Source organism: Synechococcus sp. MIT S9507 (assembly GCF_047304715.1).
GTDB lineage: Bacteria > Cyanobacteriota > Cyanobacteriia > PCC-6307 > Cyanobiaceae > Synechococcus_C.
In genome coordinates, this window is record NZ_CP138970.1 from 2,529,385 (window position 1) to 2,553,823 (window position 24,439).

39 protein-coding genes and 1 pseudogene are annotated in these 24,439 nt (G+C 47.6%); 20 read left to right on the forward strand and 20 right to left on the reverse strand.

What is annotated here, in order from left to right; translation table 11 throughout:
* Positions 1 to 138 precede the first annotated feature (138 nt).
* Both SIB83_RS13770 and SIB83_RS13775 read right to left on the reverse strand, forming a co-directional pair.
* On the reverse strand, positions 139 to 276 hold the full coding sequence (locus SIB83_RS13770; protein WP_413746166.1) for a metallothionein: 138 nt from the start codon (positions 274 to 276) through the stop codon (positions 139 to 141).
* Positions 277 to 486: 210 nt separating this feature from the next.
* The gene (locus tag SIB83_RS13775; RefSeq protein ID WP_413746167.1) at positions 487 to 966 is read right to left on the reverse strand and encodes a hypothetical protein; all 480 of its coding nucleotides are present in this window, start codon (positions 964 to 966) and stop codon (positions 487 to 489) included.
* A gap of 340 nt (positions 967 to 1,306) precedes the next feature.
* Between SIB83_RS13775 and SIB83_RS13780 the strand changes: the two genes are divergently transcribed.
* Positions 1,307 to 1,570: a hypothetical protein gene (locus SIB83_RS13780; RefSeq protein ID WP_413746168.1), complete on the forward strand. Its 264-nt coding sequence runs from the start codon at positions 1,307 to 1,309 to the stop codon at positions 1,568 to 1,570.
* 87 nt (positions 1,571 to 1,657) lie between these two features.
* On the opposite strand, the gene SIB83_RS13785 is transcribed toward SIB83_RS13780, so the two are convergent.
* The gene (locus SIB83_RS13785; RefSeq protein WP_413401978.1) at positions 1,658 to 1,795 is read right to left on the reverse strand and encodes a metallothionein; all 138 of its coding nucleotides are present in this window, start codon (positions 1,793 to 1,795) and stop codon (positions 1,658 to 1,660) included.
* Positions 1,796 to 2,523: 728 nt separating this feature from the next.
* Between SIB83_RS13785 and SIB83_RS13790 the strand changes: the two are divergent.
* Positions 2,524 to 2,721, forward strand: a pseudogene (locus tag SIB83_RS13790) (DUF3598 family protein); the annotation flags it as partial.
* Between the two features lie 66 nt (positions 2,722 to 2,787).
* On the forward strand, positions 2,788 to 3,126 hold the full coding sequence (locus SIB83_RS13795; RefSeq protein ID WP_413746169.1) for a hypothetical protein: 339 nt from the start codon (positions 2,788 to 2,790) through the stop codon (positions 3,124 to 3,126).
* Between the two features lie 87 nt (positions 3,127 to 3,213).
* On the opposite strand, the gene SIB83_RS13800 is transcribed toward SIB83_RS13795, so the two are convergent.
* Both SIB83_RS13800 and SIB83_RS13805 read right to left on the reverse strand, forming a co-directional pair.
* Positions 3,214 to 3,951 (reverse strand): MIP/aquaporin family protein, encoded by a 738-nt coding sequence (locus SIB83_RS13800; RefSeq protein WP_413746170.1) that lies wholly within the window; start codon positions 3,949 to 3,951, stop codon positions 3,214 to 3,216.
* 282 nt (positions 3,952 to 4,233) lie between these two features.
* Complete coding sequence (locus SIB83_RS13805; RefSeq protein ID WP_413746171.1) at positions 4,234 to 4,866, reverse strand: hypothetical protein; 633 nt, start codon at positions 4,864 to 4,866, stop codon at positions 4,234 to 4,236.
* Positions 4,867 to 5,244: 378 nt separating this feature from the next.
* Here SIB83_RS13805 and SIB83_RS13810 point away from each other — a divergent pair, with 378 nt between their 5' ends.
* Positions 5,245 to 6,138 carry an EamA family transporter gene (locus SIB83_RS13810; protein WP_413746172.1) on the forward strand — a complete coding sequence of 298 codons (894 nt, stop codon included), beginning with the start codon at positions 5,245 to 5,247 and terminating at the stop codon, positions 6,136 to 6,138.
* Positions 6,139 to 6,300: 162 nt separating this feature from the next.
* On the opposite strand, the gene SIB83_RS13815 is transcribed toward SIB83_RS13810, so the two are convergent.
* Both SIB83_RS13815 and SIB83_RS13820 read right to left on the reverse strand, forming a co-directional pair.
* Positions 6,301 to 6,639, reverse strand: coding sequence for a hypothetical protein (locus SIB83_RS13815; RefSeq protein WP_413746173.1), 339 nt, complete (start codon positions 6,637 to 6,639; stop codon positions 6,301 to 6,303).
* Between the two features lie 289 nt (positions 6,640 to 6,928).
* Positions 6,929 to 7,147, reverse strand: coding sequence for a hypothetical protein (locus SIB83_RS13820; protein WP_413746174.1), 219 nt, complete (start codon positions 7,145 to 7,147; stop codon positions 6,929 to 6,931).
* Positions 7,148 to 7,461: 314 nt separating this feature from the next.
* Here SIB83_RS13820 and SIB83_RS13825 point away from each other — a divergent pair, with 314 nt between their 5' ends.
* The 5 genes from SIB83_RS13825 (at position 7,462) to SIB83_RS13845 (ending at position 10,545) form a co-directional block, all read left to right on the forward strand.
* Positions 7,462 to 7,905, forward strand: coding sequence for a cupin domain-containing protein (locus SIB83_RS13825; RefSeq protein ID WP_413746175.1), 444 nt, complete (start codon positions 7,462 to 7,464; stop codon positions 7,903 to 7,905).
* 756 nt (positions 7,906 to 8,661) lie between these two features.
* Positions 8,662 to 8,766 (forward strand): photosystem I reaction center subunit XII, encoded by a 105-nt coding sequence (gene psaM, locus SIB83_RS13830; protein ID WP_413746176.1) that lies wholly within the window; start codon positions 8,662 to 8,664, stop codon positions 8,764 to 8,766.
* Positions 8,767 to 9,365: 599 nt separating this feature from the next.
* Positions 9,366 to 9,587 carry a hypothetical protein gene (locus tag SIB83_RS13835; protein WP_413746177.1) on the forward strand — a complete coding sequence of 74 codons (222 nt, stop codon included), beginning with the start codon at positions 9,366 to 9,368 and terminating at the stop codon, positions 9,585 to 9,587.
* Between the two features lie 213 nt (positions 9,588 to 9,800).
* Positions 9,801 to 10,169: a hypothetical protein gene (locus tag SIB83_RS13840; protein ID WP_413746178.1), complete on the forward strand. Its 369-nt coding sequence runs from the start codon at positions 9,801 to 9,803 to the stop codon at positions 10,167 to 10,169.
* A 175-nt stretch (positions 10,170 to 10,344) separates the two neighbouring features.
* On the forward strand, positions 10,345 to 10,545 hold the full coding sequence (locus tag SIB83_RS13845; protein WP_413746179.1) for a hypothetical protein: 201 nt from the start codon (positions 10,345 to 10,347) through the stop codon (positions 10,543 to 10,545).
* A 207-nt stretch (positions 10,546 to 10,752) separates the two neighbouring features.
* On the opposite strand, the gene SIB83_RS13850 is transcribed toward SIB83_RS13845, so the two are convergent.
* From SIB83_RS13850 to SIB83_RS13870, 5 genes are all read right to left on the reverse strand, one after another.
* Entirely contained in the window at positions 10,753 to 11,109 is a 357-nt protein-coding gene (locus tag SIB83_RS13850) for a hypothetical protein (RefSeq protein ID WP_413746180.1), read from the reverse strand.
* Between the two features lie 81 nt (positions 11,110 to 11,190).
* Complete coding sequence (locus SIB83_RS13855) at positions 11,191 to 11,514, reverse strand: hypothetical protein (protein ID WP_413746181.1); 324 nt, start codon at positions 11,512 to 11,514, stop codon at positions 11,191 to 11,193.
* 356 nt (positions 11,515 to 11,870) lie between these two features.
* A complete protein-coding gene (locus tag SIB83_RS13860; RefSeq protein ID WP_413746182.1) occupies positions 11,871 to 12,131 on the reverse strand; it encodes a hypothetical protein in 261 nt (86 codons plus the stop codon).
* Positions 12,132 to 12,440: 309 nt separating this feature from the next.
* The gene (locus SIB83_RS13865; protein ID WP_413746183.1) at positions 12,441 to 12,746 is read right to left on the reverse strand and encodes a hypothetical protein; all 306 of its coding nucleotides are present in this window, start codon (positions 12,744 to 12,746) and stop codon (positions 12,441 to 12,443) included.
* 314 nt (positions 12,747 to 13,060) lie between these two features.
* On the reverse strand, positions 13,061 to 13,291 hold the full coding sequence (locus tag SIB83_RS13870; RefSeq protein WP_413746184.1) for a hypothetical protein: 231 nt from the start codon (positions 13,289 to 13,291) through the stop codon (positions 13,061 to 13,063).
* 619 nt (positions 13,292 to 13,910) lie between these two features.
* Between SIB83_RS13870 and SIB83_RS13875 the strand changes: the two genes are divergently transcribed.
* The 3 genes from SIB83_RS13875 to SIB83_RS13885 all read left to right on the forward strand — a co-directional run bounded on the left by SIB83_RS13875 (position 13,911) and on the right by SIB83_RS13885 (position 14,792).
* On the forward strand, positions 13,911 to 14,324 hold the full coding sequence (locus SIB83_RS13875) for a phage holin family protein (protein WP_413746185.1): 414 nt from the start codon (positions 13,911 to 13,913) through the stop codon (positions 14,322 to 14,324).
* Positions 14,325 to 14,433: 109 nt separating this feature from the next.
* Entirely contained in the window at positions 14,434 to 14,556 is a 123-nt protein-coding gene (locus tag SIB83_RS13880) for a hypothetical protein (protein ID WP_413402013.1), read from the forward strand.
* Positions 14,557 to 14,558: 2 nt separating this feature from the next.
* Positions 14,559 to 14,792 (forward strand): DUF2973 domain-containing protein, encoded by a 234-nt coding sequence (locus SIB83_RS13885; RefSeq protein WP_413746186.1) that lies wholly within the window; start codon positions 14,559 to 14,561, stop codon positions 14,790 to 14,792.
* Positions 14,793 to 15,558: 766 nt separating this feature from the next.
* Here SIB83_RS13885 and SIB83_RS13890 read toward each other — a convergent pair.
* Together SIB83_RS13890 and SIB83_RS13895 are read right to left on the reverse strand one after the other, a co-directional pair.
* On the reverse strand, positions 15,559 to 15,711 hold the full coding sequence (locus SIB83_RS13890) for a hypothetical protein (protein WP_413402016.1): 153 nt from the start codon (positions 15,709 to 15,711) through the stop codon (positions 15,559 to 15,561).
* 787 nt (positions 15,712 to 16,498) lie between these two features.
* Complete coding sequence (locus SIB83_RS13895; protein ID WP_413402017.1) at positions 16,499 to 16,648, reverse strand: hypothetical protein; 150 nt, start codon at positions 16,646 to 16,648, stop codon at positions 16,499 to 16,501.
* A gap of 593 nt (positions 16,649 to 17,241) precedes the next feature.
* Between SIB83_RS13895 and SIB83_RS13900 the strand changes: the two genes are divergently transcribed.
* Positions 17,242 to 17,409 carry a hypothetical protein gene (locus SIB83_RS13900; protein WP_413402018.1) on the forward strand — a complete coding sequence of 56 codons (168 nt, stop codon included), beginning with the start codon at positions 17,242 to 17,244 and terminating at the stop codon, positions 17,407 to 17,409.
* A 1-nt stretch (position 17,410) separates the two neighbouring features.
* Here SIB83_RS13900 and SIB83_RS13905 read toward each other — a convergent pair whose 3' ends face one another.
* The 3 genes from SIB83_RS13905 to SIB83_RS13915 all read right to left on the reverse strand — a co-directional run bounded on the left by SIB83_RS13905 (position 17,411) and on the right by SIB83_RS13915 (position 18,921).
* Positions 17,411 to 17,551, reverse strand: a complete 141-nt coding sequence (locus tag SIB83_RS13905) for a hypothetical protein (RefSeq protein ID WP_413402020.1) — start codon at positions 17,549 to 17,551, stop codon at positions 17,411 to 17,413.
* A gap of 435 nt (positions 17,552 to 17,986) precedes the next feature.
* The gene (locus SIB83_RS13910; protein WP_413746187.1) at positions 17,987 to 18,454 is read right to left on the reverse strand and encodes an early protein (E6); all 468 of its coding nucleotides are present in this window, start codon (positions 18,452 to 18,454) and stop codon (positions 17,987 to 17,989) included.
* Positions 18,455 to 18,717: 263 nt separating this feature from the next.
* Positions 18,718 to 18,921, reverse strand: a complete 204-nt coding sequence (locus tag SIB83_RS13915; protein WP_413402023.1) for a hypothetical protein — start codon at positions 18,919 to 18,921, stop codon at positions 18,718 to 18,720.
* Positions 18,922 to 19,668: 747 nt separating this feature from the next.
* On the opposite strand from SIB83_RS13915, the gene SIB83_RS13920 reads away from it, so the two are divergent.
* Positions 19,669 to 20,145 (forward strand): DoxX family protein, encoded by a 477-nt coding sequence (locus SIB83_RS13920; RefSeq protein ID WP_413746188.1) that lies wholly within the window; start codon positions 19,669 to 19,671, stop codon positions 20,143 to 20,145.
* 113 nt (positions 20,146 to 20,258) lie between these two features.
* On the opposite strand, the gene SIB83_RS13925 is transcribed toward SIB83_RS13920, so the two are convergent.
* Positions 20,259 to 20,420, reverse strand: coding sequence for a hypothetical protein (locus tag SIB83_RS13925; protein ID WP_413746189.1), 162 nt, complete (start codon positions 20,418 to 20,420; stop codon positions 20,259 to 20,261).
* A 327-nt stretch (positions 20,421 to 20,747) separates the two neighbouring features.
* Positions 20,748 to 21,098 (reverse strand): hypothetical protein, encoded by a 351-nt coding sequence (locus SIB83_RS13930; RefSeq protein ID WP_413746190.1) that lies wholly within the window; start codon positions 21,096 to 21,098, stop codon positions 20,748 to 20,750.
* Between the two features lie 227 nt (positions 21,099 to 21,325).
* Between SIB83_RS13930 and SIB83_RS13935 the strand changes: the two genes are divergently transcribed.
* The 4 genes from SIB83_RS13935 to dcd all read left to right on the forward strand — a co-directional run bounded on the left by SIB83_RS13935 (position 21,326) and on the right by dcd (position 23,018).
* The gene (locus SIB83_RS13935) at positions 21,326 to 21,733 is read left to right on the forward strand and encodes a hypothetical protein (protein WP_413746191.1); all 408 of its coding nucleotides are present in this window, start codon (positions 21,326 to 21,328) and stop codon (positions 21,731 to 21,733) included.
* Positions 21,734 to 21,802: 69 nt separating this feature from the next.
* Positions 21,803 to 22,048, forward strand: coding sequence for a hypothetical protein (locus tag SIB83_RS13940; RefSeq protein WP_413402028.1), 246 nt, complete (start codon positions 21,803 to 21,805; stop codon positions 22,046 to 22,048).
* 35 nt (positions 22,049 to 22,083) lie between these two features.
* Positions 22,084 to 22,422: a phenylpyruvate tautomerase MIF-related protein gene (locus tag SIB83_RS13945; protein ID WP_413746192.1), complete on the forward strand. Its 339-nt coding sequence runs from the start codon at positions 22,084 to 22,086 to the stop codon at positions 22,420 to 22,422.
* Positions 22,423 to 22,493: 71 nt separating this feature from the next.
* Positions 22,494 to 23,018, forward strand: coding sequence for a dCTP deaminase (gene dcd, locus SIB83_RS13950; RefSeq protein ID WP_413402031.1), 525 nt, complete (start codon positions 22,494 to 22,496; stop codon positions 23,016 to 23,018).
* Between the two features lie 15 nt (positions 23,019 to 23,033).
* On the opposite strand, the gene SIB83_RS13955 is transcribed toward dcd, so the two are convergent.
* A complete protein-coding gene (locus SIB83_RS13955; RefSeq protein WP_413406371.1) occupies positions 23,034 to 23,561 on the reverse strand; it encodes a superoxide dismutase family protein in 528 nt (175 codons plus the stop codon).
* A 107-nt stretch (positions 23,562 to 23,668) separates the two neighbouring features.
* Between SIB83_RS13955 and SIB83_RS13960 the strand changes: the two genes are divergently transcribed.
* Together SIB83_RS13960 and SIB83_RS13965 are read left to right on the forward strand one after the other, a co-directional pair.
* Positions 23,669 to 23,794: a hypothetical protein gene (locus tag SIB83_RS13960; protein WP_413402033.1), complete on the forward strand. Its 126-nt coding sequence runs from the start codon at positions 23,669 to 23,671 to the stop codon at positions 23,792 to 23,794.
* A 350-nt stretch (positions 23,795 to 24,144) separates the two neighbouring features.
* The gene (locus SIB83_RS13965; RefSeq protein WP_413402034.1) at positions 24,145 to 24,294 is read left to right on the forward strand and encodes a DUF302 domain-containing protein; all 150 of its coding nucleotides are present in this window, start codon (positions 24,145 to 24,147) and stop codon (positions 24,292 to 24,294) included.
* The last annotated feature ends 145 nt before the right edge of the window (positions 24,295 to 24,439 follow it).

The following is a 24,439-nucleotide window of genomic DNA, read 5'->3' on the forward strand; positions in this document are numbered from 1 at the left end:
TTTCTGCGCTCGAGGCTTCTTTCAGCCCTGATTCAATACAGGGTCCACTGGTCAGCAGAGGACTGTTTGAAGCGAAAGCCCCACTCAGAAGAGCAGGGCTTTGTGGTGTGAGGGTCAGGTTTCCAGCGGCAACAACAATTACCGGCAACCACAGCCGAGACCATCGGCGCAGGGTTCACAGCAGAAGGCTTTGCCGTTGCGCATCACAGCTTTTGCAGGCTCGACTCTGCACTGACAAGCGGTGCTGCACTGGCACTTGATGAGATCTGTCGTCATGGTGACTACCGGATTGGGACAGTTCCTTTCTATGTCTGATGAACGGGTCTCAACAGGAGGAGGACCGACCAGCGAGGTACGGTTTAACGTGCACTTATGCGTAGCCGAAATGCCTGGTTTCCATGCGATGGCGAGCTGCCCTTGCTGGGCTGCGGAGTTTTGAGTGACAGAACTGCCTGAGAAAGAGATGCGTTGAGGAGTCAACTCTTTTCAGTTGGTTTTGCCGGGGGCTTTGCAGGGAGCCCAGTAGTTGCCAACTCTGTGGATTGTTGTACAGCCCATCATCTTGGCCGACACTCGCGCCATGTCCTCGTCGTCGTAAATGACATAGGAATTTTTATGAGCTGCTTCATGCATGATTTCGTGTCCATGATGCATATGCGGCATTTTCATTTTGGGTCCCCAGATGTTGATGCGACTCATGCTGAGAGGCCCTGCTGTAACAACCCCCATGGTGTTGTAACCAACAGAAAAAAGCCCCATTCCGATTACCGAAGCAGTTATGGCGCCCATTGATACAACTCCCAGTCCAATGATTCCCATGGGGATGATCCCGATGCAGAGCACCCCCATCGGCGCAATGCCAATGGAGATGACTCCCATGGGAGCAATTCCGACAGCAACAAGTTTGTCTTTTGAACCTCGCTTTTTTGGGGAACCTTGAGCGACCGACTCTTTTTCTGTCTCCATTGCCCTGATAAATAATCTTCAATCAGTCTGGTCATCGCATCAAATTTTTCCATCGAAGTTGATGGAATGTGATCCGAGAGAATGAGATTGTGAGTAAAAATTGCTACTTGAAAATATGGGGCCTTCTCAAAATGGTTTTTTCTTACCTCGCTTTGCACAAGCGGGGCCCATGTTTTTGAGTCTGTGTGATTCAGGTTGCCCTGTTTTCAACAACAGCAGTTCAATAGGTGCTGTTTTTGATCAATCTGTCGATCAGCATGTACCTTAAGACACACGTGCCTCCTGAATGGCTGAATTCAAAAAGGTTTGCTATGAGGCAAATGTGTAAGTTTTAAAAAGAATGGCTCGTTGTCTGAAAGCTGTCTTGTTGTTTGCAGCTGCAACTATATGTTCTTCCAATCTGACAGTTTCAGCTCAGACTAAAACAATTTCAGAGTGCTCTGATGTCTTGAGTAAAAGAGGATTTGAAGTGACTCAGCAGGACACTATCAAAGACAAGCTTTTTGAGGGTGTTTATGAGTTCACTGCAATGCAGAAAAATGAAAAATGGAAGTTTAAAACGGATGAAAGTTGCAAGATTTTGTACGAACACAGGGTCTATTGACCAACATTGGCCTGCCTCAAGGAAAAGCCCCACTCAGAAGAGCAGGGCTTTGTGGTGTGAGGGTCAGGTTTCCAGCGGCAACAACACTTACCGGCAACCACAGCCGAGACCATCGGCACAGGGTTCACAGCAGAAGGCTTTGCCGTTGCGCATCACAGCTTTTGCAGGCTCGACTCTGCACTGACAAGCGGTGTTGCACTGGCACTTGATGAGATCTGTCGTCATGGTGACTACCGGATTGGGACAGTTCCTTTCTATGCCTGATGAACGGGTCTCAACAGGGGGAGGACCGACCAGCGAGGTACGGTTTAACGTGCACTTATGCGTAGCCAAAATGCCATGAAGCCCCCGCGCATGGAACCCTTTGCAGCAGGCCGTGAGGACTGCCCACGCCCCGTCGCAATACACCACCGGGAACTGACCAGAACACCCTGATAGAACGCCGATGCTCTGCAAATCTGTTCAATGCATTGCTGCGATTTCAGGCTGCTTGATTCGGTCGTGTCATGACGTGGTTTGTGCCTCACTGACAACTCTTAAGAGGTATTCAGTGCGGTGAACAGTGATGCGACGATCTGGTTTGGAAACAAAGGATCGGCTGGTGTCTGGAATGGAATTTGCTTGCAGGCTGAGTTTCTGATCCTCATCGTGCTCTAACGATGACTTATCCGGCATTTGACACTGACATCAATTTTCTGGACTGATCAGACTCAATTGCTTGTTTTGCACACTTGTGTCGCCGAAATCTGAAGACTATCCTTGAGTCTTCACTGCCTTGAAGTGTGATGAGTGTCGAGCTTCAACTGGCAAAACAATTTGATTATCTCTGTGAAAATTTAGGTGAGTGGAATGGGTTCTTCAGCCGCTCTGACTCCAGGATGGCTGTGATTTCATAATCCTGGTCAAAGCTGGAACTCAGTCAAGCTGAAAACAAAGATTCTCTTGATTTCCGCCTGAGGCTCTGGAATGTTGAAAACACCACCACTGATGAGCCTGATAGAGATATCCGGCGTCAGTGGGATTCTTTTGATAAAGATCTGATTTATTTTCCAGGTGGTGCTTTCTGCGCTTCCACTGTTGAAATCAAAAAAGAGGAAACCGCTCAAATCGAGGTTTCATTTATCAAGAATGATAAAAGACACCGTCATGTGTTTTGGTTTGATCAGGATCAGGGATTTTATCGAAGGACCCTGATCAGAGAAGTTAAAGGGAATGAGTTGACCCTGAACAATGAAGTGCTCAATACCATCCGAATGCTTGGACGTTGGAGAGGCTCTCAGACAGTGGTTACTGATCAAAGCTGGCCCCACTCAACAATCGGTGAGATTGAGATGGAGATTGATCTTCATCTGTTGAAATCACTTATTCTGTTTCCTGATGGAGGTGCTGCGAAATTACCATCAACGGTTGATTTAGATAGAGCATTTGAAATTGAATCTTTCTGGATGTGTAACCCTCAATCGCTGCAGCGATGTCTCGTCACGTATTCTGCAGGTGGTCTGTGGCAATCAACAAGTTTCACTGCAATGGAGAAGCTGTCATCAGCACGTCATTGAGGGATTTGAGCATTGTTTTGGTATAGAAATTGTTTCGATGTTTTATAAAAAGCTCTATAAGTATCCCTATTTACAACACCTTGTCTTTTAGCTCAGCAGGAATAGTTTGATGATGCATAATCCAATGAACACCCCGGTCAATGGGCCAATAATCGGCACCCATGAATAATTCCATTGAGAAGTGCCTTTGCCGGCAATCGGTAAGACCGTATGCGCTAGGCGTGGACCCAGGTCTCTGGCAGGATTAATGGCGTAACCAGTCGGCCCTCCCAGCGATAATCCAATCCCCCAGACAACAAAACCAAAGATATAAGGTAGTGAGCCGTCTGAAAAGTTATAGGTATTTCCATATTCAGCGAGTGCGCCAGCGATCACAACAAGGGCAGTTGTTGCCAAAGCTTCCGCCAGAAAATTTGCGAATCCGTTTGCAATGGCTGGTGCTGTTGCAAAAACCGATAATTTGGCTGCTCTGTCTTCGGTTTTTTTCCAATGGGGTAAATAAATAAGCCATACAACGATTGCACCCAGAAAAGACCCGATTATTTGAGCAATGATGATTGCTGTCACCATCCAACCAGATTTATATTTGCCAAGACCGTATTTCATTAATGTAATGACTGGATTAATATCACCACCTTTTGAACCTGATGCCATGGAAATAATGATTCCAATCATCACTGCAAATCCCCAACCTGCTGAAATGGCTATCCATCCAGCGTTATAGGATTTTGAGTCTTTTAATGAAGCTCCACCACATACACCACAACCAAACAAGACTAAAAAAAGCGTACCCAGCAATTCGCCTATGAAGTAGTTTTGATACATTGATCCTGCTCTCAACTAGATAATTCTATTTCAGTATTTATGGAATTGCCACTCCAATGGTATTTGCACGCATTGTTTATATTTATTTTGCAATTTTATTGATTGGGCTTTGGTGTTATCGAAACCTATTTAACAATTCATATATACGGTTGTGTTGAGCATAGTGCTGCTGCATTAATTCTGAGTTGTGATTCTTTCCAGTCAGCCTAGACCTGTGTTGTTTATTCATTATTTGATTCAAGTTAGCTGAATCTGATTGATCTCAGTTCACTTTTTACTGTATTAACGATCAGTGGTTTTGTTTAATAAAGGCTCTTTAGGTTTCCTTGCACGGAGCATAATAATCCACAGGGTTATCAAACTGATCGATCCTGCAGGACCGATGAACACATGCCAGATCTGATCTCCAGTGGAGCTGAGCAACCCTCCAAAAATGGTTGTCAGCACCACTCCGCAGACTGGGTAGATCCAGAGAAGTGGGTCATGAAAATGTTTCCACCATTGAGTCAGAAACAAAAGTGTAATGATTGACTGAAGCACAATGGTGATTTCTTTCCCGAAACATAAATATCCTGCAATTCCAGCCACAACAATGACGACCAACAATGTGTGGAGTCTTTTGTTATCAGTCACTGCAGCCGTCAGAAAGGCAAGGCCTCCTGCAAGCCCTGCATAGAACAGACCATTCCAGAGGCTTAAGCGATTGATGTAGATCCATCCTGTTTCCGTGTGATCCAGCATTTCTGCCAGAGCTGCAATGCTGAAACAGGTGAAACCAATCTGCAGTAATGAGATGCCACCACTCGGTAAGATGGGGCTCAGATTAGTTTGTTTTTGTTTTATGCGATAAGCGAACCAGGCAGGTACAAGAACTGCTTGAAGATGTGCAGAGAGCAGAATGATAAAAAACGACATCTCATTGAAATGAATTAATGGCTTTTAACAGTGATTGTGGAAGTCTCTAAGAATAAATCAGGCAATAGCTAAATTCGATGTGCTGAGTGGTTTATGGATTCAATGTCGATTGTGCCAAAAGCAGCAGCGGCTCCAGTTTCAGTATTGATTCTGTGGCGGGTGTAGTTGATCAATGATGTCTCCGTGTCTGCCTGAGTTGTTTTGTTTGAATCCGCATGAATACATTGAAACCAGGCTGATGATCAGTGTTTTGTCAGCATGAACAGTTAGTGTTTTGTACCATTCGCCCGGCAGAAACGTGTTTGCTCTCAGTGGAATCAAATTGAATGTATTAGTCTAAAATGCAGTATGGTCATTCGGTCAAGGACTGACATCCAATTGTTTTCAAGTATCAGTAGCAACAATATACAGATTGGTCTTTGGTCGGCGTTTGTTTCTTGTGTTTATCTGATTATTGCGGATTACTTGCTGAATTATTTTTCTTCGTCTTGGTTGTTGCTCACGGCGCTGATGGTCTTTCCATTGTCTATCCCGGCGCTATGGGCCAATAGGAAAAAGTATGTCCATTGGAAAAAAACGTCTTGGCTTTCGTTTGCTTTAGTTGGCATCCTCAGTGGTGCTTACAATCTTTCATTTCTCATCAGTGCTGATCAGCTTCCCATCTCTGTCGCCTCGATGTTTCTGTCAGTGGCTTCAGTTTTGGTTTTACCATTAACTTGCTTGATGGCAAACAGGTTGCCTCAAAAACTTGAAATTTTTTCAATACTTTTTGTCTTTGTCGGAGTGGCATTGGTGCTTCAGTTGCAGCTCGGCAGCTATTCCTGGGTTGGTTTGATTTTTGGTTTTGCGACCACCTTTTTGTCTGCTAATGCCACCATTTACTCAAGCAAGTCTAGAAAGATTCTTCTGGCCAGTGAGGCAATGATTTCAAAACAGCTTGGAAAACTTGTATTTGCATTAATTGGTTTCACAATTTTTGTGGAACAAGACAGTAATGCAGCTGATTTGAAATTATCTTTATGGTTCTTGCTGGGATTGTATGGCGTAATTAAAATATACGACACATTTATCGCTTCACGTGCTCAATTTATGTTGCCTCCATTGGTTTTTCAAAGTCTTAGCCTTTTAAGTTTGCCAATGGTTTGTGTTGGGGAAGTGATTATTTTCAAAGGTAGTTTTACGCTGCTTCAGTGGACTGGGGTGATTGCAATTATTGTTGCCGGTTTTATGGCGTCGTTGTCAAAACAAACTCAGCTAGAAGCAATTCAGTAAAACCTGGAAACTGAATTTCAGATCATGATGCCCAGTTGCCTGCCCTGAATTGTTCCCGAACTAACGCCCCGAAGCCAGTTAAATGATATTCGGATGAGTTTTAGTTAGTTATTTTGTTTGTGTTGTTTGCGGCATCAGGCTTGATCCCAGCAAACCTTTTAATCACTTCAAGTTGCAGGCCACTTCAGCGGTCGTTCTTGAAGCTGATCCCTTTTGTGTTGGCATCCAATCACTCTTTGTTTGATTATCTCTGATGAATCGATACGTATAATCTTTGCAATTATATTCGGCTTTGCCAACGCCGCGATTGTTGCTCAAGTCAACAGAAACGATTTCATTGTTTTTTGAGATGAGTTTCACGCGCATGCATCGTTTCTCATCACAACCTCCTTTGCACCACCCATCTTTGCAGTCATCTGCAAGAACAGTTGGAACAAAAAGAATCGAGGCTGCGAGGATCGAAGGGACAAACAGAGTTCGCATATGTTGAAGGCTTCTCATGGATCGTAATCACCACTCTTGCTTTCGTCATGTTCCGTCTTTTACAACCTAGCAACAATGACCAGGCTTTCTGCAGAGCGGGCCTGTTTTTGCATGCTGAGATGACTACTGAGCTTGATCAGCGGCATCATGACAACTTGAGTCAATAGTCTGGTCTTGGCTCAGTGATGGCATATGAGTCCATCTCGTACTGCAGAGACTGCTTTTTGGTCTGGTTCACCAGAGCTGTATTTTTAAAGACGACTTTGTCTAACCAGGCGTACTGACGGCAATTGTTGCCAGTCTCTTGCTAAGGCTTTTCCTTCCTTGTTTTTGTCCGAACAGCCATGATGATCTTGAATGCTACAAAGCCAACGGCAATAGCAATAATCACTTGACCAACAGGATTGCTGATGCTGAAGGTTGTGTTAATGAACTTGCAAATGAAAGCCCATGCCACAACTGTTGCAGTCGCAGCCAGAGTATAAAGAGCAAATTTCAATTCCAGTGATTGACCTGTTTTAGGCATGAAATTAGATTTTTGTTATCTCAACATAGCCTTTCAGTCGGTTCTGCCTCACTACAAATATCACGATGAATGCCAACAGGAAGTCATCATTTTTATTTTACAGTCTTCAGGCTGATCTTGATCTGTTGATTCAGGTTTTGCACGGTCCGTCGTTGCCTTGTTGATGACTGTTCCTTCGCAGTTGTGCAGTGTCAGCCTTGATGAACTGTCATAGCAGGCTGCTTATGTAATTTTCCAGTTGCCATCCATCTGAGGGCTGTCTTGTTTTCGAATCCTGCCTGTGCAGCCACACTGTGCAGATCAACCCTTTTTCCATGAAGCGACTGATCCTTCCCCTTGCTCTTTTGCTGACAATCCCATTTGGAGTTCAGTTTTCAAGTGCCCATGATGGTCATGGCGCCGGAAAACTTGGTGTCAGAATTGAAGAATTGGCGAACTCATCGAGGCAGTGGGATGGTAACAAGTTGCCCAACTATCCAGATGGGCAGCCACAAATCAAGGTTTTAAGAATAACAATTCCAGCCGGTGTCACCCTCCCCTGGCATTATCATCCTGTTAGCAATGCGGCAGTGATTCTTGATGGCACGCTTGAACTTCGCTTGAAAAATGGCATCACAAAAAGATATAAGGCAGGGGAAGCCTTGACCGAAGTTGTTAACACCCTTCATTCCGGCAAAGCTCTTGGCTCTGAGGATGTTCGTTTGATTGTTTTTTATGCTGGAGAAAATGGCCAACCAACAACAGTGTTGAAGAAGTGATTGAACTGATTTGATAGACTGGCTTCTCGTGAAATTGTTTAAATATTCTGTCTTCAAGAGCAAGTGAGAATTTCAGCGACTCCATTGCGCCCCGCATGGCATGCCGTCACTTTGGGTTGCTTCTGCAAGCTATTGAATCAATATCGCTTTTTTAGCTTTTGTTGATCGCCATTGAGCTTAATTGGCGCTCAGCCAATCAAAATATTTTCTAATGCAACAAAGTTTCCTATTTGCTTGTCATTGATCATCTTGGTTGGCTTCTTTCTGCTGCCCGCGTCGGGTTGACGGCTTTAAAAAATCGAACACTGCTTTAGCAGCCTCATTGTGCTGCCCTGAGCCAATGGTCAGTCGCTTTCAGCTGAAGTCGCTCACTGGGCAGGACGTGCCGCCTTGTACAGGCTGAGTGTGAAGCAAGCCGCTCCAAAGCTGACGATCAGAACGAGGAGATCAGAGGTACCGAACATGGTGTTTCCGCTAGTAAACTTATGTTAAGCAACAGGTTGCGGTTTGTAAAGGTACTTCCCGTACCCAGCTGCCGTTGTCAGATCGGCTTGCTCGTATCAGCGATCTGCCCCGGGCAGCGCTTTTCTCATCTCCACCTCGCTTCAGCTGTCTTCAGGGACGCTTGCTGTTGAGTGATTTCCGGTACTCCTGACCCTTCTGTCTCAGGAGATCCCTGCAACCTGTTCCCGGCTGATTGTCAGCTCACGCTCGCTGGCCAATCGCGAAATAATGCACAGGATTCATTCGGCAGAGATGGACAGCACCCTCACCAATGTGCAGCTCTTGATCGCCCTTGTGATTGCGATCAATGTTGCGGTCCTCGCGCTGCGCCTTTGTGTGGCTCTGTACCGCGCCTGAGCTTCAAAGAGCAGAGCGCTGCGTTCAGCTCGTCTCCATTTCTGATTCAGCTTGCAGATCACTGCCTGCGCTGTTGCGGATCGATGGTTTCCGAGTCACAGCATCAAGCGATGCCCGGTCATCTGCTGGTTGGTTCCCTGGAGTACTGCGGAAAAGGCTTAAGTCTCGTTCACCCTTCGGCGGTTCTGTTCATTTTGTAGATGCTCAGGGCCAGGCAGGCGCAGGAAAAGCTGACAAACAGCACTAGCAGACTTTCGCTGGTCATGTTCGGTGAGTAAGTACAAATACTTTCCCGAACTACCCATCAGTCTGCAAGGTGATCATTGCGTCTTCCCAATCGATTGTTGTGCTCTCTGCATGGGTCAACAAAAAAGCCCCCGGTTGGGAGCTGTTGTTTGGTGTGGGGATTTCCCCCCCCATTCACGTTGAAGTATCCAGTCCGTGTTGTCCGTTTCACGACCAATCGGGAAAGAGTTCGATCACTCCTCATCCCCTGTGTTAGATGCTCTGAGCCATTCACTGGAGGCTCACCGGAATTGCTCTGGGTCTGCACCACAGCAGTGCTTTGCGCTGGATTGGTCGGAGCCACAACGTATGCGTTGGCTCCTGCTGCTGATGCCATGGGCTACGAACATCAAAGGCGGCATGAGCTGAGGCAGCTGCGCCGTGAGATTCGCCGCGACACGCGTGACTACCGGCGTGCCCGACGCGCGTATCACCGAGAGGTCAATCGCTATCCACGCGTGATTCCTGCCTATGGAGTGAGGTATGGGAACGTCTATGGAGCGCCTGCAGGATTTGGAGTGCAGCTGCGCTTCTGAGTGGTGATCAACAATCAAGCAAAGCCCCGTTTCATCAGGAGTGGGGGTTTTTCCGCTTCATACAGATTGTCAGTCAGCTGTCGGGTGAGCTGATTCAGCATTCATCCAAGCGGCAGCACCGGCCTGGGCTGCTGTTGCACGCAAGGCCATGGCAGAGAATGATCAACGGACAATCACCCTGAATCAACTGCCTCTGCTGCAGGAGTGAAACCGATGCACTTTCTGGAACATGTCTATTACTGGGCTTCAGAAGGCTGTCCCGATGCTGTTCCTGCCGGAATCATCGCTGTAGACCTTGGCCTGAATGAGGCCGATCACAATGACTCTGAAATCAAGGAGATCAGGAATGATCTCTGCGATCTGGGCATCTTTGATGACATGGGCTGGTGCCTTGGCTTTGGCGAGGACACCATCGACCTGATTCGCAAGCTCGATGGTGATGCCGCGTACCTCACAGCAGGTCAGATCGTTGCTGACTGGCAGTGGGCTGTCATCAAGCAGCAGCCCGGCCTGCGGTTTTATGAGGTGGATCTGGACGTGCTAGTCGCCGAACTTGAGCAGTGTATTGACGAGGACGACTGAACGCCATCGTTTGACAGCACTTGAGAGCTACTGGAAAGGGGTCACTGCCGCTCAAGGCAGAAAACTACGCAAGGACTTTCAGAAACCTGGAGGTAAAGCAGCCGGCTGTTGCACAGAACACGGCTAAGCGAGGACCTGCGCCCTGGCTAGCAATGGAGTAGTTCATCCAATCGCCATGTATGAAGTTCTGATGGTCGCTCAGCTTCTGGCTCAGGATTCCTCGTTTCAGCAGTGGGTTGACAGTCGTCCTCCTGCAGAGCTTTGCCAGCTTTACTCAGACGGAACGATCCCTGGCACCATGCTTCCCGGCGGGCGTGACTCAAGCCCCTGTGGCACTGAAACCTTTGCCAACCCTATGAATTACGTCGTCAAATAGCGGAATCGTTCCATCCGCTTGTCAGACCAGAGCCAGCAACTTCTCAGCTGGCCTGCGCAGCAGCTCTTCCCGCACTGCGTCACTGGGAAAGTTGCTTCCCTTCGTTTCTCTGATGTCCAGTGCGTTCTGAATGTTGCTCATCGCGAAAGAGCAATAAGACAGCAATTCCTGCGTGGAATGCTTAAAACCCAGTTGGCAGTTTGTGTTTCAAGCCAAAACCAGGTTTCGGTTGTTCTCACTGGCAACGCTGGTTTCCACCACGGGTGGGAACAGCATGAACACCAGACAGGTCATGATTTCGTCGAGACCGTCGTCATCAAGAGCCTGTCTTGAGGTCTGTCCTGAGATCGAGAGCCATGCCAGCAGGGCTGAGCCATCGCTGTGGTCGACTCTGGTCATTTCACCTTGCTCGGTGTCGATAGTTTCGATGTCATGGCGGTCTTCCAGAATCGCCACCACCTTTTCAAGCAGATGCTGGCGGTTGAGGCCTGCTTCAGCATTCATTTCGACAAAAAGGTCTGCCCCTTCAGTTTCAAAGCGCACGTTGTAGACCTTTGTTGCCATGCGTCGCTCCTGACGAATCCCTGAGAAGGATGTTTCTGCAGTATCGGCATGGCTACTGCACCCGGCAACGCAGCCGGATGTTCAGCTCACAGTCAGTTGCAGAAAGGCGTTGTCCACCTCAACCATTTCGTTCTCATCTTCATGGCTGCTGCAGCGGTAGAGAAGGTTGATGATTCGCCCCATGTCCAGATTTCGATCACTGACCTCCTGCCAGAGCCTGCGTGTCAGTTCGTGATCAGCGAGAACGAACTGTGCGGTCACCAGTTCCCTGGCCAGGCTGAAGTAGGTCTGACGGTCATTGCGTGCACGACATTCATCACCTGCCAACACCTTTTCATTCAACAGATGCCTTGTGATGTTTTGTTCAATCAGTCCTGAGGGTGCGCCTTCCATCCGTTTGTCCATCGCGAGAGCGCCCCAGGGCATTCAGATTTCAGTCTGAATTGGTTCCTGTGCGCTTGAATCAGTGTTCCTACTCAGATCCACTGCAGTGAGAGGCGATTCAAACCAGCTTGTTCGCGTCATTCGCGACGATGGAGGCGAAGACTCCTTGACTCGCACGTCTTACAGAACTTATGCGGAGGCTTATGACGACCTTGAACGGTTTTATGCCGATCTTTGTTGTTCCGATGATCGAGTTGAGTACTCAATTCAGGTGATTGGCAAGAACGGCAGCAAAGAGTAATTACGTTTTCAGTATAATAATAAGAATGATTTGATTTGAGTTTCTTCGGTGAAGATTTTTTGTTGCCTCGATGTGATTACAGTGTTCTCCTGTCTTGGTTGCTGCTTATTGGGATATTCGAGTCGATGCAGGAATTTTTAGCTTGTTCAATATTTTTTTGATTGTTGATCTGTTCAACCACGCAATTGCATGTCTGGTTGAGTTGGCTCAGGAGAAGTTGCTTGTCAGCTTGCTTATATTCCTTCCGCATAGCCGCAGCGCAACTGCTGAAAATGATGTTGTCCTTGAGATTCGCCTGGGCGGCATAAGGCGCAGCAATCAAAGCTGCAGCAAACATGGTTACACCTAAAAATCGCAGCATGAAGGGTCTTTGTCTTTCGTTTCAGCGATAGCTTAAACCGTGAGCAACGACCATTTGCGATTCATATCTGGTCATATTCGTATTCACCAAATACTCATTTTTTTCACATTGATATTTGCTCTGTCACCACTTGATGCTGAATTGTTTTCGGACACGCATTCTCTTTCTTATGTTTGACAGGCGTCTTGCTTGATGCTGGTTCCACGCAAACGTCTTTCGAAATGGTCTTTGAAGCCCCGTCGTGATCTCTCTGACGATGCGAGCCTGTTCACCAGAAGTGCCGTGTCATGTGCCGAAAGCTCCCCGTCGATGCTCCACTTCAGGCAAGACAGTGGTTCCGGCGACAGAGCTTTCATCTTCATTCTGGCGAATGTCTGTCACCCTAAAGTCAGCGGACGCAGACAAATGCGCAAACATGTTGAAGAAGTTCTGTGCACGCTGAGTAATTATCACTACATGGGCGATGTCTGGACCTGCATCTGTCTGCAAACAGTCGCAAAAAAGTGTGTCCATTCCGGTCTCCTGGGCTTTTTGTGCCTCCAGTTTTTTGTAACCGATTTTCAGCCAATTCTTCAGTGAAACTGATCCCACTGTTCTTGGATGTTTGCGAATTTTTTAGTTGTTTATTGCTAGATCAAAGGTGACAGCAGGTAGCGCATCAGGAGATAAAAACTGATGCCAATCAGAACGGCAGGAAGCGTGAAGCTCATTAAAATGCTCCGGCTGATCGAGTTTTATAGGCATGATTTCCTGGATTAATGTCGCTGCCACATAAAACTTTGATGAGTCAATAATGCTTAAGTTTTAATGCTCATTGTTTTTCGACGTGATGTTCCTGTTCCCTGGAACTCCCATTTCAAGTCGTGATGGCAGTGAAGGAGCGGTTCATGCTTCTCTGAAACCCATCAACGCCCTGGCCTTGTCAGGTGGATCTCAACATCAGAACGCAGTGCGTTGTCACCTGGAGGTTTGCCGATGTCGACATCAAGGAGCGTTGCACCTGGAATCACAGCGACGCCAGTAACGGTGCAGATCAGTCGGTGGCTGTGAATTCTGATTGACGCAACGATCTTTCCGTCGCCGACTTTGGTCGCAATGATCGAGACCAGGATCAGTACAACTGGAAGAGACTCCACGGATCACCTGCTGACATCTCCACCTTCAGATGGTTCTGAAATGGTGGCATTGGGGGATTGCACCACCTTCAGAGGAAGGAAGAATTTTGGTCCTGCATGGAATTCTGGGTGGGGCGGCTCTGCCCCCCCCTCACCGGGACAGTTGCGGCAGGCATCCAACCCACTTTGCCTGAGTCAGCGGTTGAGTTTGAAGTCCAAGGTTGTTCCTGTCCTGTTTTGCCCAATCCCCCCTGGTGAAACTGTTCAAGGCAAGGTCTGTTGGGTGGATCCTCTCCCGGTGTTACCTGAAACACCTCATCGACAGAACATCCAATTAGACTAAGTACAAACACTCAAGGCAGTTCCCCATCTTCAGATGATGTCTTTCATCGTTCTAGGCGCCGTCGTGGGGCTCACGATTGCCTTACGCGCGACCAGCGAACTGGAGCTCGAAGACTGACCGATCATGTGGTTAATCACGGTTTCATTGCTGACGGGTTTCACCGTTGTTGCTCTTTCCATCTGACAGCAAGCAGATCACCGGACACTGTCGTTCGAGGATCATTGAAGGGAACTCCATCCGCTGTTCCTGCTTGAGTCTCAGTCCAGGCCTAGCCTTCAGCTGTGTATCAGTGTTCTCATGGGATTGATCGGCTGGTTGTTGCAATGGCCCGTTCGCGCCGTTGTTCTGCTGCTCGTTGCGGCAATGCCTCTTGGTGTTGAACTGGCCGGATTTCAGGCAGCTCTCCTGTCTGCCGTGACCATTGGTCTGCTCGGCACTCTTTTGATCTTTCCTTTGAAGTTTGTTCTGGCGCTTCCCTGGGCGGTGACCAGTCTTGGTGGATTGATTGCACCTGTCAGCTGGCTGTTCGACTGGCTGATCACTGTGATTCTTTTTGGTCTCGCTGCGTCGTTGATCGAAGGGTTTCGCCTCAAGCATGGGGTGCCGAGCGCCGTGCTAGGTGCTGTTGCCTACAGCGTCATCAGCGCTGTGTTCATCCGTGTTCTTGGTCTGGCTGATGTCGGAGTCATTCGTGCCGCTGCAGGAGGTTGACGGTCTTTGAGTGGAGAAGGGTTCATCAGCATTCCAGATAAGTAGATACACCTGGTTACACAGCTTTACAAAGCGGCTATGCTGCTTTACAGAAGTTCATAGGGGTCTGATGTCTGACTATTCCGCCGCCATCTACGGCTTGATTGCTTTTGCGTCCGTCGTAACGGCTGGTGTCGTTTATGTGCTTGCTCAGCCCACCGACCTCCCTTCAGTCAAGAAGTCAAAGGGTTGAGCATGACGTCATCAGTTCTTCCATTTGCCTACATGGCCGCATGCACGTTTCTTGTGCTGTCTGCTTTCCGTTGCCTGGCCATCGCTCTGAGTTCGCGGTTGATAAGCGGTGACAGAACCGGTCTTCGTACGACTCATCCTGAACTTCTTGATGACAAAGGCTTCATTACCAAAGAAGAGTTACTTGTTGTTCGCTTCGGTGATATCGACAGTGGTTCTCTTTCCTGTAATTCCTGATTGTGAATGGTGATTTCATGGAAGTATTAACAGCGATTGCCATCCTCCCTTTTGTTGCAGCTCTTGCGATCGGAGCGCGCCAGGCTGAACAAGATGAAGAGTGATACTTCGAATCATTTTTGAAAGGTTCATTCATAGTGCATTCTTGATGAGGTCTCTAAAATGCTGACTCTCGCCTTTTGTGGCGTTCTTGCATTGTTAAATGTTGGATTTATTATTTTTGTTTTGTTTGTTGATAAATTATTTGTGTGATTCTTTTGCATTATAAGTATATATTGTTCGAACGTATTAAACCTGGGTATTTTAAGTTGATGATTTTTCTCATTGAATTATTTGCCCCTATGATCAGCACTTTGCAGATATTAAATTTTTTTATTGATGGTAATCAACTAAATTGATTAGTGAAAGTTATTGGCTCGTTTCTGAACAAACAGTTGTCAATAAAGTGGGCAAGACATGCTTGTTCCGCGTGCCACAGACATTCCATTCAATTTTGACAGACCGATGGCCTGAAAGCTTTTGAACCAACGCTCAACTGCTTCTCTCTCCTCTTCGTTGCAACGCTCAAGGATTTCACGTTGTAGGACTTCTTGAACTTCGGAATCCATCACAAAACTTTATGCCAATAGATTCTGGCGAGTTCTCCTCGTTTGATTCGTCTTGTTGATTACTGATCGATGTTTAAAATGCTGCTGCAGACTGGGGTTTGAGCATTATTACTCAGTCGCGAATCATGGTTCGATTTTCATCTCCATAACGGTTTACGTCACAGTTTCGCTTTGAGTTGATCCATTGTGAGGCCCTTCAGGTGACTCAGGTAAGCCTGCTGCATCATCTCTGCCGGCGTGATGCCAATCTCCTTGCAGTAAGAACGATATTTTGCGAAGACTTGCTCCACCAGGCTTTCCTTGTCTGTCATTGAGCCATCCATCGAGCACTGAAAATTTGAACTGAAACAGATTCTGATCAAAGAACAAAAAGAAACCCCCGCCAAAGGCAGGGGTTCTGAAAGGTCAACGTGAGTGTGTCCTTGTTTCCACCACGTGAGCTTTTCTCCTCACGAGATCATATTAGTCACTCCACTGTCACAGTGACACTTGTTGGCGGGCCGGTCTCTTGAATGGCACAGAGAAGCTGCTAGAACTCGGTCAGTTGGTTCTCCTCACAGGGATTCCAACTCCTCACACCCACTGAAGGCCCGTTGGGCCTTTTTTTTTGCGGATTGTGAACCTTGTCGCCATGTTGAATTTCGATCCCGCTCAATCAGGCTTCCGCGACCACACCACAGATGGTGCTTGCCAATAAAAAAGCCTGCCTTTGGGGCAGGCCGGGTGATGGGGTTACCAAAGTTAGGTCGTGGGAGCGCTAGATGCAGGGTTTTTCTCGGTAGTGTTTCAAAACTGTTAAAAGTTCATTGAAAGCTGAAGTACAGCTTTAGAAACTCCATATGTGAGGTGCAAGCATTACCATCTTCTTCAAGTACCACAAGATGTGGTGCAAACGGCCGGGTGATGGGGATCACTTGGCTCGAGAGAAACCGCACCAGATCTGGTGCGGTTTTTTGTTTGCACCGGCTGAGTTATACCGATCCGATGTCCTGTGGCAATGGGGTGGATGATGCGGAAGACCAGCTGTGCAGCTGTCGCTCTGAGTCTTGCTGTCGCAGCTTCAGTCATGTTGCTGACCTGAGCCTGATCAAGGCCTGGTCAGGCAGCACGTTTGTCGTCTTTCAGCCAGATGTTTCGCCTGCTGTCAGGCAGTCGCACAACTGATCGCTCGTAACGACTGCGGCAGCTTTGCCTGAGCAGATGCTCTTCCGCTTCCTGCAGAAGAATGGCCAGTCTTTGATCGGTCACCGCTGAGTCACAAAGTGCCTCATCATTGAGAAGCAGGCCAATTGATTGTCAAGACAATCAATTGTGAGATTATTATTAACTCTTTTGTAGGTTGATTCAAGGCTTTGCCGGAACTCCTTGCCGCTGCTGTCTGTAAACCAATCTTTACATCGTGAAGCGAAGGTTACATGATGGTGAGTTGCGAACCTTTGCACCTTTGCGTTGCTCTTTCTTTCCTTCTGAGGTCAGAATGCACGTAACCAGGAGTTGGTATGGCCAGGCGTCGTGTCTTTCCAAGTTCTGAGACGAAGGCAGAACAAAAACTCTATGACTCCCTGATCGCCACAGGGGTTGCCATTGCTTTTATTGGCACTGCTACCACGTGCTATCTGGCTTTATCTGAAGCTGCCACCGCTCCGTTTAACGCCTGGATAGCTGGTCAGACATTTTTCTAGAAAACAAGCAGTGGCTCCTTTTTCCTCAACACTTGAGCCCTGTCTTGAAATGGTCTTTATAATTTGATTTTTTTCAAAGAGAACAATTTAGATGATTTACAGTTGATTGATAGACGCAAATTTGCAGAGGTAGACCAAAAGACGCGAAGCTGCATCTCAATGGCTCATTCCAGCCGCATCTGTCTGACATCCAAGGGATCCACCATCGATGCTCTTGGTGGTGGTCAGTACCGGGTTTGCGATCAAGCCCAGTGTTGCACTGTCACGGAAGGCCTCTGGGCTGCATACGAATCACTGCGAGAGCTCGAGCAAAAGCGTATTCGTTGATTCACTGATCGTCTTCGCGTTGTCTGAACTGCTCAGAAATCGGTGCAATCAGAGCTTTTGATTCCTCTTCACTGAGGTTCAGAGTCTGCGCTGCCCGCTCGATCAGAGCTTCCAGTGCTCGCCGTTTGTTGTTGTCCGCCATGTCTGCTGTCTAGCGAGTCTTTCCTGTTCATGCATGAAGGATTTCATTGAGTCTTCACACAATTGTTTCTGAGGGTGCGTCAATCGCTTCAGGTTTTGCTTTGAAGCGGCTCATAACTGAGATTGAGGTCATCACCCAACATCATCAGAAATGAAATTTCTGATTGGAATGAAAGGAGGTGGCAAGTTTGTTCCTGCCCATCTTTCTCATAACAAAAAGTATCGAAATCAGAAGGATCCCTCTCCGATTCAAATACTTCGCCGCTTCTTAGTACAAACCTGGTCATTATTTTTCTAAGGTTTCATCATTTAATAGCCAGAAATATTGGAAGAGTCAGTTTTTTATTCGATTAGGTTTTGGTTTTCTGACAAGAAACAGATTTTCTTTGTTGTATGAATGCCTCTGTTTTGGGTTTGACTCTGGCTGAATCAATGTTCATTGTGCGGAGGGTGTCTGGCCTGCACAGGCTAGACACCCTCCATTGATGCGATACGGGGCCAGGTGTCCTCGCAGACAACATGTTCCACGAAAAAACAAAACCTGTCCCAGTTCGCGAGCATGGGCATCGGTCAGAGGAAGTTTCAGCCAGGTTTCTGGTACTTTTCCCATCAAGTTGGCGCGTTGACGTTTGGCCTGTTCTCTTCTCTGACGTTCTTCTCGATCATTTTTGGCGCAAACTCCTTCGATCTGAAGTTCTCTTGAACAAACAAGGCAAGCTGTCACGACAGGCTTTTTGCGCATTGTGTTTGTCGAGAGCTTGTCTCCAGCCACTTCTCTTTTCTGGCCACAACTGCAAAGGCACCACCAATAGGCATTACCGCTTTTTGTTCTGCGCTCGGATGCTCGAATCACTGTTAATCGACCGTAGTTCTCGCCGATTCGATTACGCGGTTTGGATGGCATCTAAACATTTAAGCAATTGATACAGTCTCAAATCCCTATTTTTCGTCTTTTGTCAGGTCAACACCAATCTCCTTCATCGCGCTCACGGTGTCATTGACTGACGGTACCACTGCAACGCGTCTTTTGAGAGTGTCCAGTGGTTTACTCAACCAGGCCCATAACGACGACTTGCGATTGTGCTTTTGATGTTCCAAGTCTTATTGATGAATCACTATTAACAATAACGCTTTGAACCTCAATGTCGTCAAGACAAGCTTGTTGCGTCATCCTCGAATTTGATCAACGACATTGGTTTTGGCATTGAGCAGTCGTCCAACAATTCTTGTGGTTTCGCCTTCGCCAATGTTCAGGTCTGATAATTCCTGAAACTTCTTGAAAAAGAGTTGATCTATTTCTTCGCAGAAATGGTCATAAAAATTGGAGAGAGCTTTTTTTTTGTCATCTCCGTAGAGTCTTTCCACTGTCACCAAACAAGTAACTCTCAATGAGTGTATCAAAAGTTTTAATGACCAGAAGCATTGCTGTGCCGATCCAATTGAAATTCATCAAACAACGCTGATGCGGCCAGAGGCTGCTTCGCATCAATCAGGTGTTGTATGCGTTCTGACAACCAATCTTCCAATCGATTGATGTCATGACCTGTCCACACGAATGTAGGTAGCATTTCTTACACTTTGGCTTGGGCTTGCCTCGACTTGTTGAATGTTAAGGCTCAATCTTTGTGATGATTCGTTCTTCGTGAATGATTTCCCATCTGCCATCGGGATGGGTCAATAGAAAATATTCCTCGGAAAGCCGTTGCAACTTGTATTTTTCCATAGTTTTAACTTACGTTTACTCAGTCTTTAGGTAGTGTGCTGGTTGATACTAGTTGCAAGTCTAATTGTTGTTTCTCTGCTTTCGTAGAGAGTCTTGTTTTCGTTTTGATGTTTTGCTACGAGCTGTCGGCAACGCCTGTCACCTCGGGATGTCTCATACTTGCTGAAACGCGGATTTGTTTGATCGACAGTTATTTTGCCGATTGCTGATTTGCAATTGGTTTGATTTGAACGATTGAGATTCTCTCTTTTCATTCAAATCAGGCAGGTTGAGCTGGTGAGAACTAGGGATGGTTTCACCAGCGCAACTCACCGGCAGTTCTCATCTGTCACCGCACCAGGTGGCCAGGCCTTGAAAAGGTGTAGAATTGTCAAGTTTTTGCCGAATCAAAAGTCATGAGTGAAAAAACATCGACATCATTTTCCTCTGACTTGTGTTTGCTCATTATGCGTGTTTCAGCAGGAGTGCTCATGATTCACCACGGGCTTGAGAAATTGCAGGATCCAGCTGGATTCACCTCTTTCATCGTTGATCAGTATTTCCCATTCCTGCCTTTTGATCACATCCTCTGGACCTATCTGGCTGCCTATACACAAATCATCGGATCGGTGTTTCTGGTCTTGGGCATTGCGACTCGTCCTGCCGTGATTGGGTTGTTGTCCACCATGTTGTTTGCGATGGTCTTTCACTTTCTTGACACCGGTCTTCAAGGTGCTCCATTCGCAATTGTTGAAGCGCACAATTATGAATTTGAGACATCAGCGCTGTACTTTTTCATATTCCTCGTTCTTGCAATTGCAGGATCGGGCTCTTTGAGTCTGTCCAGCATTTACCGGAATCGATTTCCGCAGATCATCCAAGGCTGGGTTTAAGTCCGCTCTTGCTTGAGTGTTGAAAGTCTGCGTGGTAGCCACGGTTGATCACTGAGTATTTCTACCATATTCTTGCCCACCTGCGTAGACAGCCCTCCGGCATGGGGGGCTTTTTACTTTGCTTCTGCAAGCATCTGGTCGATAGCGCGTCGAGCAGCAGCATCAGCAGCTTTCAGTGATGGATATTCTCTGCCCAGCTGTTTCAAGTGACCTTTCGGTGAGCCAAGCACGAGATATCCAGGTCCACCGGTCATTTCCTTGATGACATAAGCCATGCCTTTGTGCTCATATCGGCCTTGGAGCATTTAACGAGAGGTGATGGCTAATCATCGTTTAGCAGAATTACCATCATTTGGCTGTCTTTTTTAAAGTTTCAATTCATTGATCATTTCCAACACGAGCCTCAACAATTCGCAAAGATATACATTTAATCAATGGTATTCATTGGCAATTGGGAAATAGTTTTGTCAATCGTATGGCAAATTAATTTGATTTGTTCATATTTTGGTTTTAAGGAGAATGATCATTGCTTTGGCTATTGCCGGTTGAAACTGATATTGTCAGTGCTGTTGTGTGAGGAAGTTCGGGAATTGATGGCAGCATCATTTGCTGCTGATTCGATCAAGAATATTGGCTTCAATCCATTGTCTTGTTTTAGCTCTTTCTTTTTTCAAGGGTGTGGGGTTGCCCAGTGCTCTGAGGTCTATCTTGCTTTTGTACACGGATGGAATATAGGAATCCTCCATCAGGCGTCTAATCAGTGTGTTTTTGATGTAGCGGTCTCTGGCGAATGTGATCACAATTGAAATGATGAATGCGGGTGGGACCGTGGCAATCAGGATGCTTGAAGGGTCGGATGTCCCATTGAATTTTGGAAGGATATAGGCCACATTGAAAATCAGCAACGTCGCGATGTATGTTTTGTCGCTTATAAGTTTTTCTTCCAGGCTCATCCTCAATGTCTTGATCGAGGGAAGGTTAATCTTCATTGAGCTAATGAATTTATATTAATCTAATTTGATTTTTTGGTTGTTGTTGCAAAAAACAGCACATTGATCCTGAACATTGAGTTCAACTGGTTTTACTTTCATCCAACTGCTGGGCAAGCGGTGACCAGCTCTGTTGCCTGCGTCAATGGCTCTCGTTCAGTTGTGGGCATTCCTCGTTCTGATGCTCAACAATGTCGGCCTTGAAGACGCTGTTCCTGCTGCCTCTTCCGCTGTTGCAATTCAGTGGAGAATCCAGCAGATGTGTCGGTGAGGTTGTCGCTCGTCCTCACCCTGTGTTCTGCTTGGCACGTCAAGTCGCTCTGTTCCGCATGAAGCAACTGCCTGGGCGTCGTCGACCCATGTGGCTTCAGCAGTTGATCAGTCTTGCCGCCATTGTCATCGTCACAGTCTGGTTGGTCACTCTTCTCCCTCTGCTGCTTGTTGTCGGATTGATTGCAGCGCTTCTGCTGATTCCTGCACTGAAGCAGATCCGTCTGGAAATTGACCAGTTGGAACGAACGCAACGCGGCGAATCTGCACCTCCCCGGGACATCACTCCCTGGCATCGTCGAGTCTGGAACCGCTTCCATCACCGCTGATTCTGCAGTTCCCTGGCCCTTGGGCGACCTCAGCTGGCATCATCGGCTTAGAAGCAACTGTTTTGAACTGTGGGCTCCAGCGACCTCCTCATTCAGGCCAGTTCCATTGCTGTATCGATCGAGCAGCTGGCTGACCAGCTCACACCATCTGTCATCCGTGCTGCTCGCGCCGACCAGCAGGGCTGCGCTGATCTCGATCGCATCGAGTACGCCCTCGGAACCATCGGCAAGGCTCTGATACTCACTGATTATGCAATCGATCAGGGAAAGGACATCGACAAACTCCAGGCCTTCAGAGAGTCTCAGAACCGTTGAAGACGATCAGAATGGGATATGTCTGAACTGGTTTCGTGCCACTGATCAATCTGCGCACTTCTCTCGCTGCTGTCGAAAGACGCGATGAGTTGCTGCTTGAACTTTCGGCAATGCTCGCTGAGCAGACAGGAAAGCCCGAGGATTATGTGATGACTCTCCTTGAAACCGATGTTCCGATGACGTTCGCAGGCAGCAGTGCTCCTGCTGCGTTTGTTGAGATCAAGTCGATCGGAGCTCTTCGTCCTCCTGCCATGACAGCTGCGTTCTGTGAGCTGATCACGGCCCGTACCGGGATTCCTGCTGACAGGATCTACATCACCTTTGATGATGTTCCCGCCAGTGCTCTTGGTTGGAACGGTCGGACTTTCGGCTGATGCGCGTTCTGTCTGGACCACTGGCTTCAAGCCACAGTTGTCCATAACCTGAATGGCCAGTCAACTTGTTCATGGCCGTTCTCGGGCGTCGCGCCATTCTGCGTGCAATCGACCATGGGTTGATCACCATCACTCCGTTCATTCCGGAGCACGTGGGTCCTGCTTCAGTGGATCTCACCCTTGCCAGCAGTTTTCGTGTGTTTCGCAAGGTGCACGAAATAGTCGATGTGAATGAAACCATCGACTATCGCTCGTTCACCGACAAGGTCGATGTTGCGGAGGGCGAGCACATCCTGATCATGCCCGGCGAAACCATCCTCGGAATTACCGAAGAGCGTTTGAGGCTCGGTCCGGGTCTCTGTGGATGGCTTGAGGGACGAAGTCGTTTCGCACGCCTTGGTTTGATGGTGCATATCAGCGCTCCCTTCATGGGGCCGGGCATCGACAGCCAGCAGGTGCTTGAAATGAGTAATTTCGGTCCTGCTCCACTGGCTGTTCATCCTGGTACGGCGATTTGTCAGTTCATCTTCCAGACCCTTGATGGTGAAGAGAACTATCAAGGACGTTTCGCCGGTCAGAGTCAGAGCAGTTTCTGAGCCAACGCCGCCCGCTCATCCTGCAACCCCGCAGGCGATGCGCGCTCCTCCACCTCCAAGGGGGGGGATGTCGCTGTAGGTGTCTCCTCCTGAATGCACGATCAGCGCGCGTCCGAGCAAATCAGCAGTGCGCAGACGCGGAGCAACAACCTCAGTGGTGGTGCTGCCATCGGCGTTCACGATCAGACGGCTTAGATCACCACGATGGCCGTCTCCGAACGGTCCGCTGTGGGTGTTGGTGTTGTCGGGATCCCAGTGACCCTTTGCGGCGAGGCCGGCAACACTGACATTGTCATCATTCAGGTCAGCCTGGCAGGACGTGCCGGCATGCAGATGGAAGCCGTGCTCACCCTCGCTCAGACCGGTGAGGGATGGTGTGATCACCAGTCCGTTTCCGCTGTCGCTTGCCAGAACAGTGCCAATCGATTCACCGATTCCGTCTTTGGAGATGGAATGAATGTCAATCTCCAGTGAGCCTGCATTGACCCTGGACGGAAACAGCAGGGTGATGCACAAGGCGAGCAGCGATGCAAGAAGGCGCATAAGAAACATCGATCCAGCTCATTCTGCTGTCGTCAGTGAATCGCCGCGTTCAACCGCAGAGGTCTGTGTTGCTTCCGGCTGGTGGAACGCGGTGTGTCTCCGGGTTGATGGCAGCTGACCGGTCTCTGTCTTCACTGCAAACGATTCACCTGCTTGATTCCTCACTGTGGCTGCAGACCAGGCCGGGATACGTCGCTGTTGATCAGCATGCATCGAAGATCGGAGAGGGGTGAGGAACGAACAGGACTGCAAAGTCCATTTGTGCATTAGTGAGAAGACAGAACTGATTAACGAAAAATTGTCAAAAATTAAGCACGTAGCCACGATGGGAAAAGCTTATGTCAAACAATCTCCAATGAATGTTTTTGCTGCCATGGCTACCGCTACAGTCACAGGATTTTTTTTTGCCGGTTGCCACATCAAACCTCTATCCAGCTGAAGCAGCGCCGCTCAGTCCTGCTTTGTCCAGCCTGGATGGACCATTGAAGAACTACGTGGTCTCACGCAAGACTCCCAAAAGCGTCGAATAAGTAGTAGGAGCTTTGAAAAGAGATTTCAAAAAAATAATTTTATTGTTAAGGGTGTGATTGATCATCAATCCATCGCTAAATCACAAGGTTTGGAAATTCCTGAAAATACTGCTCTGCTCGTCGGTTTGCCCTCCTTTGAAGCTCCAATTATCAAAGCTAATCCTGTTGGCAGCCTGTTTGTTCCTTTGACAGTTGCCGTATGAAGAGAAAATCAAATTACTTATATTGCTTATTGGAATCCAAGTACGGACTTCAAGGATAATCTTAGATCATTAAGCAAGGATGCTGATGAAGTCATACGTGCAATGACTATGGATTTACAAAAAATAGTTCAACATGCTTTCTGAA